Origin of the sequence: Psychromonas sp. KJ10-10, from assembly GCF_047323245.1 — a bacterium.
In the GTDB taxonomy this organism is placed as follows: Bacteria; Pseudomonadota; Gammaproteobacteria; order Enterobacterales; family Psychromonadaceae; genus Psychromonas.
On the sequence record NZ_CP178826.1, the window covers coordinates 2209454 to 2223010 of the forward strand.

Consider the following 13557-nt stretch of genomic DNA (forward strand, 5'->3'; position numbering starts at 1 on the left):
ATGCAACGAAGGTCCCAATTTAAAAGGTAAAAACAGAAAAAAACCATAAAATAAACGTGAAGCATCGCACATTAGCTAAATCAATGAATCCTGCTACTAAATTTCATAATTGAATGATTTGCTGAAAAGGAAAAAGATAACCTAGTTTCAAAATATTACTTATCTTTAAACAAACCTTTAAACAAACAATGGAATCATCATTATGACTGAATATTTCAAAAATGTAGCACCTATCGAATTTGAAGGCACTGGCTCAGCAAATCCTCTCGCATTTAGACATTACGATGCTGAACGCATCATCCTTGGTAAATCAATGAAAGAGCACCTACGTTTTGCTTCTTGTTACTGGCATAACTTTTGTTGGCCTGGTTCGGATGTTTTTGGTGCTGGTACCTTTGACAGAGCATGGCATAAACCTACAGATGCCATGGAAGTCGCAAAAATGAAAGCGGATGTCGCCTTTGAATTTTTCAAGAAATTAAGTGTGCCATATTATTGTTTTCACGATACCGATGTTGCTCCAGAAGGTCAGTCATTAAAAGAATACCAAAATAACTTTGCAGAAATGGTTGATATCCTAGAACGTAAACAAGAAGAAACCGGTCTCAAATTACTTTGGGGAACTGCAAATGCTTTCTCTAACCCTCGTTATATGAACGGTGCCGCTACTAATCCAAACCCTGAAGTATTTGCCTATGTCGCGACGCAAATTTTTAATGCAATGGGGGCAACACAACGTCTTGGTGGCGAGAACTATGTTTTATGGGGCGGTAGAGAAGGGTATGAAACATTATTGAATACAGACCTACGCCAAGAGCGTGAACAGCTTGGTCGTATGATGCAAATGGTGGTTGAACATAAACATAAAATTGGTTTTAAAGGTGCAATTCTTATCGAACCAAAACCACAGGAGCCAACCAAGCATCAGTATGATTACGATACAGCAACGGTTTACGGATTCTTAAAACAATATGGTTTAGAAAACGAAATCAAAGTTAATATTGAAGCGAATCATGCCACACTTGCAGGTCATAGTTTTCATCATGAAATAGCAACAGCAACATCATTAGGCATATTTGGCTCAGTCGATGCTAACCGTGGTGACCCACAATTAGGCTGGGATACAGACCAATTTCCTAACAGTGTAGAAGAAAATACCTTAGTGATGTACGAAATCCTTAAATCAGGCGGTTTTACAACGGGTGGTTTAAACTTTGATGCACGAGTTCGTCGTCCATCAATTGATGGTGCTGACTTATTCCATGGCCATATCGGTGGAATGGACACCATGGCATTATCCTTAGAACGTGCTTCAACTATGATTGAAAATGACGTGCTTAGTAAAAATATCGCACAACGTTATGCCGGCTGGAACGGTAAAATGGGTAAAGATATTTTAAGCGGAAAACAATCTTTAGCTTCTTTAGTCGCTCAAGCTGTTGATAGCAATATTCAACCTCAACCTGTTTCTGGTTCTCAAGAATACTTAGAGAATGTAGTAAATGGTTTTATTTTTAAATAAAAGACTCATTTCCAACGTTTAATCATTTAAATCAAATTTAAGCTTTTTCTTGTGATGAGAAAAAGCTTTTTTATTTCCAATTTGCTGAAGTTCACACCTTGAATGTCAGCGCTTATCAAACCAATCTCTTCGATTATCGCTTTATATTCGTTGTTAACAAAGCTTATTACCTCATTCCTATGTTGCTCACACTTGTTGCACACAGTTCCTTTAAATTGGCTGTCACACTCAGTTTATGAGTAACATAAATAACTATTTCACTAATGTTCAAGTTAATACTCCAGTGTTTATCTTACCTTTAATTTTGTCTTCACAAATGCTGGCTATTTGATTAAGCAAAGTAATATAAGATTTTTGGGTATGAGTTTTTGGAGCAGCGGAAGGTAGTTTATTAAGTTAGATTATTACGTTACAAGGCTTTCTAGGAGGGAGTATATTTACTGCAAAGATAACCTTCAGTATCACCAAACCAAGTCAATGAGGGTGTGGATAATACCTATCGAATACGAATAAGATCGCTTGTTATTATCAAGTTTAATTCTTTTTTAATTATCTGGGTTTATATATTTAAGCCGTTATATTGAATTCACCTTTCACCTTTCACCTTTCACCTTTCACCTTTCTTAAACCGTAAAATACAAAAAGCCCGAGGGTGGAGGCCTCGGGCAAAGGTGACTTACTTTTTATTGAGCGTTTTGATTAACGCTTCTGTTTACTTGCACTGTCCATCCATACTGCTAGTAATAAAACACCGCCTTTGACGATATATTGCCAGAAGGTAGGGACATCCATCATGCTCATTCCGTTATCAAGTGAGGCCATGATAAAGGCACCAATAACAGCGCCAATCACAGTACCAACACCACCAGACATACTAGTGCCACCGATAACACAGGTCGCAATCGCATCAAGTTCAGCAATATTACCCGCAGAAGGAGAACCAGCGCCTAAACGAGAGCTGAGAATCAAAGCGGATACTGCAACTAAAAATCCATTCATCGCATATACAGATAACTTAGTGCGTTCAACATTAATACCAGATAAACGGCTGGCTTCGATGTTGCCACCTATTGCATAGATACGGCGTCCAAAGCGTGATTTAGTGGCTAAAAATGTGCCAACTAATGCAAAAAAAGTGAGTAGTAAAACGGGTGTAGGTACACCACGGTAGTCGTTAAGTAAAAAGATAACCGTTAAAACAGCGATACCGATCAGCGAGTTTTTCATCATTGAGCGTTGCATACTTGGCACTGCTAAATCGTATTTTTTACGCATACCATTGCGTTTTTGTTGCCAACCAAAATAAGCGGCTAGACAACCAACACCTATTACTAAGCTCACCATGTTAGGCAGGTAACTTTGGCCGATAACACCCATTGCATCTGAAATAGGTGCAACCGTGGTGCCATCTGTTATACCAATTAAAATACCGCGAAACGCTAAATATCCGGCTAAGGTAACAATAAAAGAGGGCACTTTACGATAAGCGATCCACCAACCATTCCATGCGCCTAAAACAACACCGGCGACTAATGTGATGATAATCGTCAATGGTAATGGCAAACCAAACCAGACGTCTAATATGGCGACAACACCACCAAGTAGTCCCATCAGTGAGCCAACGGAAAGATCAATCTCACCACTAATGATGACAAAAACCATACCTATTGCCAAAATGCCGGTGATCGCTGTTTGCCTAAAAAGATTAGAAATATTTCTCGGTGTTAAATAACTCCACTCCGTCATAATGCTAAAGAAAAGCATGATGAAAATAATGGTCGCAACCATGACTAACATCTGGATATTAATGTTTTTTAGTCGATCCATTAAGTTTAAGCTGTCTGTTGTTTTGAGGTTATTTATCGCACCCATCGGACTTTCCTGTTTTTTTAATTCAGTTGATTTTTCCATCATGTCGCTACTCCTTCTTCGGATAATGCACAATCCATAATTATTTTCTGTGATAAGTTTTCGTTGACCAAGTCGCCTTTAATTATCCCCTCATGCATCACTAATACTCGGTCGCTAATACCTAATACCTCCGGTAACTCAGATGAAACCATAATAATGCTGAGCCCGGTTTTGACCAGTTTAAACATCAACTTATAAATTTCGTATTTAGCGCCAACGTCGATTCCTCGCGTGGGTTCGTCAAGAATTAAGATACTCGGATTGACCATTAAGAATCTCGCAAGAATCGCTTTTTGTTGGTTACCACCAGATAAACTACTGATTGCGATTTCTGTGTTCGGGGTTTTCACCGTTAATCGTTTAACACCTTCAGCAATTGTATTAGCTTCAATGGTATCGTTTAGTACACCGGCAGAAGTGAATTGATCAAGTGCGACTAAAGACATGTTTTGTCCAACCGACATAACAGGGACAATGCCATTTTGTTTGCGGTCTTCAGGCACCATTGCGATACCAGCTTCTAGGGCATCACGACTATTTTTAGTAATAAGTTGTTTTCCATCTAAATAAAATTCGCCTTCATATTTACCTTGATAACATCCGTATAAGCACTCCATTAATTCAGTGCGACCAGCACCAACAAGCCCTGAAATACCTAATATTTCGCCTTTTCGCAGTTCAAAGCTGGCATTTCTTACCTTAGGAATGGATGAGTTGGATTTGTCCCAGGCATTGACGTTTTTGACCGCAAGTACCACTTCTCCGATATCATGCTCTTCACGAGGAAAGAGCTGTTTCATTTCTCGACCAACCATCATGGTCACTATGTCATCGGTGGTCATATTCTTTGCTTCTCGAGTGCCAATAGGTACGCCATCTCGAATGACACAAATATGATCAGAAATCTCTTTTACTTCACTGAGTTTATGAGAGATATAAATACAACTAACACCAGAGTCTCGAAGCTCTTTTACTAGGGTCAGCAAAATGTCTGTTTCTGATTCAGTGAGTGGGGCAGTGGGTTCATCGAGCACTAATAACTTGGCATTTTTAGACATTGCCTTTGCGATTTCCACCAGTTGTTGTTGGCCTACGCCTAAATCTCCAACTTTAGTTTCCGGTGAAACTGATAGTTTCACTTTACTTAATAAAGCTTTCGCTTCGTAATGCATTAGTTCGAAATCCATAATGCCGTAGTCACAGAGTTCTGAGCCAAGGAAAAGATTTTCAAGAATACTTAGCTCTTTTACTAAAGTCAGTTCTTGGTGAATAATTGCGATACCTAAATCCTCTGTATCTGCTATTTTTTTCGGTTCTATTTTTTTACCTTTGTAAATGATTTCGCCTTCATATTCACCGTGCGCGTAAATGCCACAAAGCACTTTCATCAAGGTTGATTTTCCGGAACCATTTTCTCCACACAATGATAAAATTTCACCTTTTTCTAATCGAATACTAACGCCATCTAAGGCTTTTACTGAACCAAAGCACTTTACGATATTTCGCATCTCTAGCAGTGGATACATATAAATTACTCCTCATTAAAAACGCTAAGCTTTCACTTAGCGTTTATGTGCGTCTTATTTATTTATAAAGTTCTGCTTCAGAGTGGAAGCCATCTGCAACGATAGTTTCTTTAATATTTGTTGCATCAACTGCGATAGGTTCTAATAACCATGAAGGGATATCTTTCATGCCGTTATTTAGTTTAGCGTTTTGTTTTGGTGAATCGCCATTACCTAAGGTGACCGCAATTTCTGTCGCACGTTGTGCAAGTGCAACAATTGGTTTGTATACCGTCATGGTTTGTGTGCCAGCAATGATTCGACGTATTGCGACTAAGTCAGCGTCTTGTCCTGAAATAAATACTTTACCTGCTAAACCCTGTGCTTCTAGTGCTTGAATTGCACCGCCTGCGGTTGAGTCATTTGAAGCAACAACTACATCAATATTGTTATTATTTGCTGTAAGTGCATTTTCCATAATTTTTAATGCGTTTTCTGCTAACCAAGAATTTACCCATTGATCACCAACAACCCTGATATCTCCTGAGTCAATTTTAGGTTGTAGAATGTTCATTTGTCCTTGGCGGAAAAGTTTTGCATTGTTATCCGTTGGCGCACCACCCATTAAGAAATAACGGCCAGATGGTTTTGAAGAAAGCATTGATTTAGCCTGCATTTCACCGACTTTTTCATTATCGAAGGAGAGGTAGAAGTCAAGATCCGCATTGTTGATCAAGCGATCGTAAGCAAGTACCTTGATACCATCAATTTTGGCTTCTTTGATAACGTTAGAAAGTACTTCACCGTTAGTCGGAATAATAACCAACACATCAACACCACGAGAAATCATATTTTCAATTTGTGATATTTGCGTTTGTTCATTTCCGTTTGCAGATTGGACGTATATTTTTGCACCTAATTTTTCAGCTTTTTCTACAAAAATATCTCTGTCTTTCTGCCAACGTTCTAAACGAAGATCGTCAATGACCATGCCTATTTTTACTGTTTTAGCAAAAATTGGCGCACTAATACTCATTAAAACTACACATAGGAGGGTGATTATTTTGTTCATTATCCTGTCCTTTTATAATGTTATATAAATGTTTTATGTTTGTTGTTTAGATCCACGTTTAGTGTGAATAACTGAACTCTATGCTGATCAATTGTTAAAATCTTTTCTTGAATTTTATTTATCATTTGTCATTTTTTGTTTATTTAATTTATTGTGATCCTACGCATGTATGCGATTTGTAAGACATTTAAAGTGCTGAGAGACGCATCACAAAGTTAAGGCTTTTGCGAAGAAAATAAATAGAATGGGGAGATTTTAGTCTGAAGGAAATTTTTATATTTCGCCCATCACTACCGCTTTTATTGTTAACAAGTAGTAGTGATGGCTAAATGTTTTTGAACTAGTGTGTAAAATTATTATTGGTTTTCATTAAAAGCGGCCGTGCTACTTCTGGCTAACAGCTGAGTTGGCAAAATAGTATCCTGTGGCGCTTTTCCGGTGAACAAAATAGATAACATGGTTTGCATCGCTGTTTCACCAATTTTTTGTTGTGGCTGTCTAATGGTGGTTAATTGCGGGGTGGTATATTCCGCGAAGGGTAAGTCATCGAAACCAATGATAGATAATTTTTCAGGCACATTAAGCCCTAATTCGAATGCTCGCACGCATTGCGCCTAATGCCATCATATCGTTAAAACAAAACAAAGCGGTCATTTTATACTGACGGTAAAGTCGGTGAAAAGCACTGTAGCCAGATTGGAAACTAAAATCGCCACTATCAATTGCCGTTTCATCAACATCAATCAATGCCTGATTTAAACTTTGTCGATATCCTTTTTTTCGTGCTACGCAAATCGGGTTATCCATTGGCCCTGTAATGCAAGCAATACGTTTATGGCCAATATCCAACAAATAATCGACTGCATTTTTCGTTGCTGTATAATTATCAACTCGCACAGTGGGTACCGGAAAGTTGTCAAAATACTCACAGGCCATCACAATAGGAATATTGATACCTTCTTTCACTTCTGCAGGTAATTCAGAGGTTAACGATATTATGCCATCGGCTTGTTTGGTTTTGACTAAATCAATATAGGCTTTGGCTTGATGTACCGCATGCACTGAGTCCCCCAGTAATACTTTGTAATCATTTTTCTTTGCAACAAATTGAATGCCTCGAACAATATCGGCAAAAAACTGATTCGCAATATCTGGAATGATGACTATTACCGTTTTAGATTCACTTCGTCTTAAATTTCGTGCAACAAAGTTGGGAGAAAAGCCTGATTCAGCGACTGCTAATTCAACTTTTTTCTCATTTTCTCTGATACTTTTTCAGGGTGTGTCATTGCACGAGAAACCGTTGCTGTAGAGACCCCAGCCAGTTTTGCGACATCTTTAATATTTGCCATAAAAGCCCTTAAATAGGAAGAGAACGGATTATATAACATCAACAAAAAATAAGAAATATTACATTAATTGTAACGTCATAAGTAATGCTCTGCAAGCTGTTCAAATAACCCAAAATAAAATAGTACAAATTAAGTTGTTGATATTTAATATTAAAGTTTAAAAATAATGATTAAGGTCAAATTATCAAGTTTGTTTTTTGTACAATATAAAATCTTTACGTTACATTTATCGCACATAAAATGTAATCGATTACATTTAAAGTGATTAAGTGTAAGGAGAAAAATAATGCAAACGATCCAAGGTCCAGCTTTGTTTTTAGCACAATTTGCATCGGATGAAGCACCCTTTAACAGCTTAGAAAATATGGCCGTTTGGGCAAGCAACCTAGGCTATAAAGGCTTACAAATTCCAACATGGGATGAACGCGTTTTTGATCTTGAAAAAGCGACAAACGATCTCGCTTATTGTCAACAAATTACTGAGTTGTTAGCCAAGCACCAACTGGTTATTACTGAACTCTCAACACATGTGCAAGGGCAATTGATTGCGGTGCATCCTGCTTACGATGAAGTGTTTGATGGTTTTGCGCCAGCGCATTTACATGGCGACCCTGAAGCGCGTCAGCAATGGGCGGTTCAACAATTACTATTAGCCGCTAAAGCTTCAAAAAACCTTGGACTCACTGCTCATGCGACTTTTTCTGGATCACTCTTATGGCCCTTTATGTATCCCTGGCCACAGCGTCCTGAAGGTTTGGTTGAAACTGGATTTCAAGAATTAGGGAAACGTTGGTTACCTATTTTAGATGCCTTCGATGAAGCAGGAGTTGATGTTTGTTATGAGCTTCACCCTGGAGAGGATTTACATGATGGCATTACCTTTGAAATGTTTTTAGAGGTCGTCAACCAACATCCAAGAGCCAATATTTTATACGATCCAAGCCATTTCGTTTTACAACAACTTGATTATCTAGCGTTTATCGATAGATATCACGACCGAATTCGTATGTTCCATGTCAAAGATGCTGAGTTTAATCCAACAGCACAACAGGGCGTTTATGGTGGTTTTCAGAGTTGGGTAGAACGTGCTGGTCGTTTCCGTTCATTAGGTGATGGACAAGTTAACTTCACCGCTATTTTTTCAAAATTAGCACAATACGATTTTACAGGTTGGGCAGTGATCGAATGGGAGTGTTGTTTAAAACACCCAGAAGTGGGCGCACAGGAAGGGGTTGCGTTTGTTAACGACAAAATTATTAAAGTGACTGATAAAGCATTCGATGACTTTGCTGGTGGAGAGCCAGATCAAGAAAGTAACTTACGCATTTTAGGCCTGAAGTAACTAAGTAAGGAGCAAATTATGAAACGTTTAAAACTAGGTATGGTTGGCGGTGGCCCAGGTGCTTTTATTGGTGGAGTTCATCGTATTGCGACCAGAATGGATAATCGCTTTGAATTGGTCGCTGGTGCTTTAAGTTCTCATCCTGAAGATGCGATTAGTTCAGCAAAAGCATTAGGTATCGCTTCAGATCGCGCTTATACATCCTATCAGCAAATGGCGGAACAAGAGGGCAAGTTAAACGATGGTATTGATGCCGTTGCCATTGTCACTCCGAACTTTTTACATTACCCCGTAGCAAAAAGTTTCTTGCACGCTGGAATAAGTGTTATCTGCGATAAACCAATGACTTGTACTTTAGAAGAAGCATTAAGTTTAGAACAGATTGCAAAGGACAGCGGTTGCTTATTTATTCTTACCCATAACTACAGTGCTTACCCACTGGTTCGTCAAGCAAAACAAATGATCAGCGATGGCCAACTCGGAAAATTACGCTTAATTCAAGTTGAATATGCTCAGGATTGGTTATCAACAGCCACTGAATTAGAAGGTAATAAACAAGCTGAATGGCGAAGCGATCCTAAACGCAATGGCCCAGGTGGTTGCTTAGGCGATATTGCAACACACGCATTCCATCTTGCTTCCTTTATGAGTGGATTAAAATTAGCGCAGGTGAGTGCGGATTTAAATACCTTTGTCAGTGGACGCAAACTCGATGATAACGTCAATGCCATGTTGCGTTTCGAAGATAATGTGAAAGGTCTATTGTGGGCTTCGCAGGTCGCACCGGGAAATGAAAACGGTTTAAGAATTCGTATTTATGGTGAAAAGGCTGGTATCGAGTGGGAACAAGAGAACCCTAATCATTTGTTATTTAGTCCATTAGGAGAAGCAACTCAAATTATCACTCGTGCGGGTAATGCTTATCAAGGTTCTGCAGATTTAGTACGCACACCGGGTGGCCATCCTGAAGGGTATTTAGAAGGTTTTGCCAATATTTATTTTGAAGTCGCTGATTTAATTACTGCCAATCTAACCGGAGAGAGTGCGACACAATTACAATCAACAAGTCTATTACCAGGCACAAAAGATGGAGTACAAGGTTTACGTTTTATCGAAGCCGTGATTGATTCTTCAACCCAAGATGGCAAGTGGGTTTCTGTGGAGCCATTATCATGAATAACATTGTAAATGAAGAAATCCTACGTTTAGAGAATATTAACAAAGCCTTCTCTGGTGTTCAGGTTCTCCATAATATCAATGTCAGTATTCATCGTGGGGAAGTGTTGGGGCTACTGGGTGAAAATGGGGCGGGCAAATCCACGTTATTAAAAATTATTAGTGGTTTGCATGAAGCAACATCGGGCAATGTTTATTTAGATAATAAACAAATAAACATAAAAAAACCTTCCGATGCAAAAAAATACGGGATAGCGATGATCCCGCAGGAGTTTAATCTTGTTTCCTCTTTAAACGTTTTTGAAAATGTGTTTTTGGGGCAAGAACTCAAGAAGGGCCGTTTACTTGATAAAAACAGCATGCGCCAACGTACTCAAGCGTTACTTAATCAATTAGAAACACATCTTGATCCTGATTCATTGATTGAAACATTAAGTGTTGCCGAAAAACAAATGGTCGAAATTGCGAAAGCATTAGTCAATCAAGCAAGCATTTTAATCATGGATGAGCCTACAACAGTGCTCACTAACCAAGAAGTTGGTGTGTTATTCGAGTTGATTGCCAAACTTAAAGCGCAGGGGGTGACCATTATTTTTATCTCGCACAAATTAAAAGAAGTTAAATTATTGTGCGATCGTTTAATGATCCTTCGAGATGGTCATTTAGTCTCTATCGAACCAGTAATAAACCTCGATGAAGAGGACATGGCAAGCAAAATGGTTGGTCGTGAACTCAACCAAATTTTTCCAGAACATTCTCAGGTGTCGAAGGATATCGCACTGCAAGTTGAGCAACTTAATATTGACAATTTAATTGAAAATATCGAGTTTAAAGTTCATCGAGGAGAAGTATTAGGTTTTGCTGGCTTAATCGGCAGTGGAAGAACCGAAATGGCGGAAGCTGTCATGGGACTTCGTAAAAAAAGCAGTGGCAAAATAAAAGTATTTGATCAAGAAGTGATCATCAATACCGTTAAAGATGCTGTTGACCACGGGCTCGCTTATCTCAGTGAAGATAGACAGGGCAGTGGTTTGATCATGAATTTTAACTTACCTGAAAACATCAGCTTAATTTCCTTAAAAAAATACATAAAAGGATTTATTCAACATAAGCAAACTCGTCAAACCGCAGAGCAATATAGTCAGCAGTTTGCTATCAAAGCACCTTCCTTAGACAGTGAATTACAGTTTCTCAGCGGAGGTAATCAACAAAAGGTTTATCTTGCTAAATGGATGGACACCCAACCAGACATACTTATTCTCGATGAACCAACCCGTGGTGTAGATATCAATACCAAAAAAGATATTTATCATTTTATTCATACGCTTACTGAGCAGGGTAAAGCCGTCATTATTATTTCATCTGAAATGGAAGAATTAATCGGACTGGCCCATCGCGTATTAGTGATACGAGAAGGAAAAATAGCAGGGCAGTTATCTGGGGCTGATATTGAGGAACAAAAAATTATGTTTCTTCGTCGCTGGCGTTAAAGAAAAGAAACTTGAAATGGAAAGCATACTATGAACGAAACGATTCAGACGGGACAAAAAATAAGCGACGCAGGGGATAAAATGAATAATAAACCAATAAGTGGCGAAGGTATCGCGACTTTAAATCTGTCGAAATGGAAACAACAATTTAACTTAACCACCATGGCACCTTTAATTGCGTTAATTATTTTATTAATTCTTAGTGCCATTGCCAGCGAACACTTTTTAATTCCACGTAATTTAACCAATGTGTTAAGGCAGGTTTCTTACACCGGCATTATTGCACTTGGCATGACTTTTGTAATTATCGCTGGTGGTATTGACCTTTCCGTTGGTTCAATGCTGGCGTTGATTGGCGTGTTAGTCATTATGCTCCTCAATTATTTAGGTGATGGCTGGATGGCGGTAATGATTGCTATTAGTGCTCGCCATGGCGTTAGGAGCATTCTTTGGTGCCGTGAATGGTTGGTTAACAACAAAGGGGAAAATAACCGCCTTTGTCGCCACACTGGCCACTATGTCTATTTTCCGGTCTTTAACTTTATACATCAGTGATGCCGGAGAAATGGTGTCTCAAAACAATGCTTATTCAGAAGTGGGAACCGGTTATTTTCTTGGGTTACCAGTGCCAGTGTGGGTATTTCTATTTTTAGCCTTAATTGGACATATCTTACTGCGCCATACCGCCTTTGGACGTCATGTTTGTGCGGTGGGTTCAAACCCCAAAGTTGCGACTTATTCAGCCATTAATGTTTCCAAAGTCTATTTTTTAAGTTTTGTCATATTAGGTTTCACCGTAGGGATATCCGCTGTGATGTTGTCTTCTCGATTAAATTCGGTGAGTCCAGGTGACGCAGGATTATTTTATGAATTGGATGCGATAGCGACTGTGGTGATTGGTGGTACAGCACTATCGGGTGGTAAAGGCACACTGTGGGGAACGGTTATTGGTGCCATTATTTTAGGGGTGATCAATAACATGCTAAACCTATCGGGTGTCTCCCCTTATCTACAAGGAGCAGTAAAAGGACTGGTGATATTAATCGCAGTGTTAATGCAATACAAACGTTCGCAATAAATTTTTAAACAGAGTAATGCCAAAAGAATTAAATAAACGATCAACCTTTGCACAGGAAAAGTAACACTCGCAAACTGATCATCCTTTTAGTTCTTTAGCTACAAAAATACTAAAACCAAGGAGAATGACAAATGAGTTTATTTAAAAAATTGAGTAAATTGGTAATGACCGCCTGTTTATTTAGCATTATAGCGAGCCACAGCGCATTCGCCGCAAAATATAAAGTTGGCGTTTCTGTCCCTGCCGCTGATCATGGTTGGACTGCGGGTTTACTTTGGTGGGCTGAAAAAGCAGTTGATGACTTCAAAAAAAGCGATGACGATGTTGAGTTTTTCGTGGTTGCTCTGCTAGCTCGGGTTCAAAACAAGTTGGCGATGTTGAAGACTTAATGATCCGTGGATTAGATGCCTTGGTAATTTTGCCTCATAATCCGGCAACCTTACAAAACGTTATTGAAGAAGCTTATGAAAGTGGTATTTATACCGTGGTCATTGATCGTGAACTTGAACACGCCAGTCAACATGTTTTCATTGCCGGGGATAACGAAGGTTTAGGCCGTGAAGGTGGTGTTTGGTTAGCTGAGCAAATGAATGAAAAAGGTAATATCGTTGTTATTGAAGGCATGCCAATTCCAATCAATAAACAACGTGTAGATGCTTTTAATGAAGAAATTGCAAAACATAAAGGCATTAAAATACTTGATAGCCAAACAGCAGATTGGTCGACTCAAAAAGCCTTAGCCGTGATGGAAAACTTTTTACAAAAACATCAAAAAATCGATGCCGTTTGGTGTCAAGATGATGATATGTTGAAAGGTGTATTGCAAGCGATTAAAGAGTCTGGTCGAACTGAAATTAAAACAGTGCTAGGTGGTGCGGGATCAAAAGATATCTTTAAAATGATTAAAGATGGCGATCCGGTTGTGCGTGCAACGATCACTTATCCACCAAGTATGGTTGCCTCTGGTATTGCATTAGCAGTGTCGGGTCTAAAACAAGAGAAAATAGGAAAAATGTACCATACTTCTCCATCTCGCGTGATCCTAGTCGCAGAGTTGGTTGATAAAAATAATGTAGACGCATTTTATACACCAGATGCGACTTATTAAG

The 13557-nt window shown here is 38.9% G+C and carries 14 protein-coding genes; 8 read left to right on the plus strand and 6 right to left on the minus strand.

Annotation, left to right across the window (positions count from 1 at the left end; genetic code table 11):
• The first annotated feature begins 202 nt into the window (after window positions 1-202).
• Window positions 203-1522 carry a xylose isomerase gene (gene xylA / locus ACLKMH_RS12830; RefSeq protein WP_413698527.1) on the plus strand — a complete coding sequence of 440 codons (1320 nt, stop codon included), beginning with the start codon at window positions 203-205 and terminating at the stop codon, window positions 1520-1522.
• A gap of 699 nt (window positions 1523-2221) precedes the next feature.
• Here the strand turns inward: xylA and ACLKMH_RS12835 are convergent.
• The 6 genes from ACLKMH_RS12835 to ACLKMH_RS12860 form a co-directional block, all read right to left on the minus strand.
• Window positions 2222-3436 carry a sugar ABC transporter permease gene (locus tag ACLKMH_RS12835; protein WP_413698528.1) on the minus strand — a complete coding sequence of 405 codons (1215 nt, stop codon included), beginning with the start codon at window positions 3434-3436 and terminating at the stop codon, window positions 2222-2224.
• A complete protein-coding gene (locus tag ACLKMH_RS12840) occupies window positions 3433-4959 on the minus strand; it encodes a xylose ABC transporter ATP-binding protein (RefSeq protein ID WP_413698529.1) in 1527 nt (508 codons plus the stop codon). The genes ACLKMH_RS12835 and ACLKMH_RS12840 overlap by 4 nt, the downstream gene beginning before the upstream one ends.
• A 58-nt stretch (window positions 4960-5017) precedes the next feature.
• Window positions 5018-6010: a D-xylose ABC transporter substrate-binding protein gene (gene xylF / locus ACLKMH_RS12845; protein WP_413698530.1), complete on the minus strand. Its 993-nt coding sequence runs from the start codon at window positions 6008-6010 to the stop codon at window positions 5018-5020.
• Window positions 6011-6366: 356 nt separating this feature from the next.
• Entirely contained in the window at window positions 6367-6615 is a 249-nt protein-coding gene (locus ACLKMH_RS12850; protein ID WP_413698531.1) for a substrate-binding domain-containing protein, read from the minus strand.
• The gene (locus tag ACLKMH_RS12855) at window positions 6590-7279 is read right to left on the minus strand and encodes a substrate-binding domain-containing protein (protein WP_413702340.1); all 690 of its coding nucleotides are present in this window, start codon (window positions 7277-7279) and stop codon (window positions 6590-6592) included. Before ACLKMH_RS12855 ends, ACLKMH_RS12850 begins: the two co-directional genes overlap by 26 nt.
• A complete protein-coding gene (locus tag ACLKMH_RS12860; protein WP_413698532.1) occupies window positions 7249-7362 on the minus strand; it encodes a LacI family DNA-binding transcriptional regulator in 114 nt (37 codons plus the stop codon). The genes ACLKMH_RS12855 and ACLKMH_RS12860 overlap by 31 nt, the downstream gene beginning before the upstream one ends.
• A gap of 286 nt (window positions 7363-7648) precedes the next feature.
• Here ACLKMH_RS12860 and ACLKMH_RS12865 point away from each other — a divergent pair, with 286 nt between their 5' ends.
• From ACLKMH_RS12865 to ACLKMH_RS12895, 7 genes are all read left to right on the plus strand, one after another.
• The gene (locus tag ACLKMH_RS12865; protein ID WP_413698533.1) at window positions 7649-8704 is read left to right on the plus strand and encodes a sugar phosphate isomerase/epimerase family protein; all 1056 of its coding nucleotides are present in this window, start codon (window positions 7649-7651) and stop codon (window positions 8702-8704) included.
• 18 nt (window positions 8705-8722) lie between these two features.
• Window positions 8723-9880, plus strand: a complete 1158-nt coding sequence (locus tag ACLKMH_RS12870; RefSeq protein ID WP_413698534.1) for a Gfo/Idh/MocA family protein — start codon at window positions 8723-8725, stop codon at window positions 9878-9880.
• Window positions 9877-11370 carry a sugar ABC transporter ATP-binding protein gene (locus ACLKMH_RS12875; RefSeq protein WP_413698535.1) on the plus strand — a complete coding sequence of 498 codons (1494 nt, stop codon included), beginning with the start codon at window positions 9877-9879 and terminating at the stop codon, window positions 11368-11370. Before ACLKMH_RS12870 ends, ACLKMH_RS12875 begins: the two co-directional genes overlap by 4 nt.
• A gap of 30 nt (window positions 11371-11400) precedes the next feature.
• Window positions 11401-11925, plus strand: coding sequence for an ABC transporter permease (locus ACLKMH_RS12880; RefSeq protein ID WP_413698536.1), 525 nt, complete (start codon window positions 11401-11403; stop codon window positions 11923-11925).
• A complete protein-coding gene (locus tag ACLKMH_RS12885; RefSeq protein WP_413698537.1) occupies window positions 11828-12448 on the plus strand; it encodes an ABC transporter permease in 621 nt (206 codons plus the stop codon). Before ACLKMH_RS12880 ends, ACLKMH_RS12885 begins: the two co-directional genes overlap by 98 nt.
• 131 nt (window positions 12449-12579) lie before the next feature.
• Window positions 12580-12837: a hypothetical protein gene (locus ACLKMH_RS12890; RefSeq protein ID WP_413698538.1), complete on the plus strand. Its 258-nt coding sequence runs from the start codon at window positions 12580-12582 to the stop codon at window positions 12835-12837.
• Entirely contained in the window at window positions 12837-13556 is a 720-nt protein-coding gene (locus ACLKMH_RS12895) for a substrate-binding domain-containing protein (protein WP_413698539.1), read from the plus strand. Before ACLKMH_RS12890 ends, ACLKMH_RS12895 begins: the two co-directional genes overlap by 1 nt.
• Window position 13557: the final 1 nt, after the last annotated feature.

Coding starts and splice junctions, on each gene's coding strand:
- ACLKMH_RS12880 (WP_413698536.1), top strand. CDS start 11,401: ATGAACGAAACGATTCAGACGGGACAAAAAATAAGCGACGCAGGGGAT.
- xylF (WP_413698530.1), bottom strand. CDS start 6,010: ATGAACAAAATAATCACCCTCCTATGTGTAGTTTTAATGAGTATTAGT.
- ACLKMH_RS12875 (WP_413698535.1), top strand. CDS start 9,877: ATGAATAACATTGTAAATGAAGAAATCCTACGTTTAGAGAATATTAAC.
- ACLKMH_RS12840 (WP_413698529.1), bottom strand. CDS start 4,959: ATGTATCCACTGCTAGAGATGCGAAATATCGTAAAGTGCTTTGGTTCA.
- ACLKMH_RS12860 (WP_413698532.1), bottom strand. CDS start 7,362: ATGGCAAATATTAAAGATGTCGCAAAACTGGCTGGGGTCTCTACAGCA.
- ACLKMH_RS12835 (WP_413698528.1), bottom strand. CDS start 3,436: ATGATGGAAAAATCAACTGAATTAAAAAAACAGGAAAGTCCGATGGGT.
- ACLKMH_RS12890 (WP_413698538.1), top strand. CDS start 12,580: ATGAGTTTATTTAAAAAATTGAGTAAATTGGTAATGACCGCCTGTTTA.
- ACLKMH_RS12870 (WP_413698534.1), top strand. CDS start 8,723: ATGAAACGTTTAAAACTAGGTATGGTTGGCGGTGGCCCAGGTGCTTTT.
- ACLKMH_RS12895 (WP_413698539.1), top strand. CDS start 12,837: ATGATCCGTGGATTAGATGCCTTGGTAATTTTGCCTCATAATCCGGCA.
- ACLKMH_RS12865 (WP_413698533.1), top strand. CDS start 7,649: ATGCAAACGATCCAAGGTCCAGCTTTGTTTTTAGCACAATTTGCATCG.
- xylA (WP_413698527.1), top strand. CDS start 203: ATGACTGAATATTTCAAAAATGTAGCACCTATCGAATTTGAAGGCACT.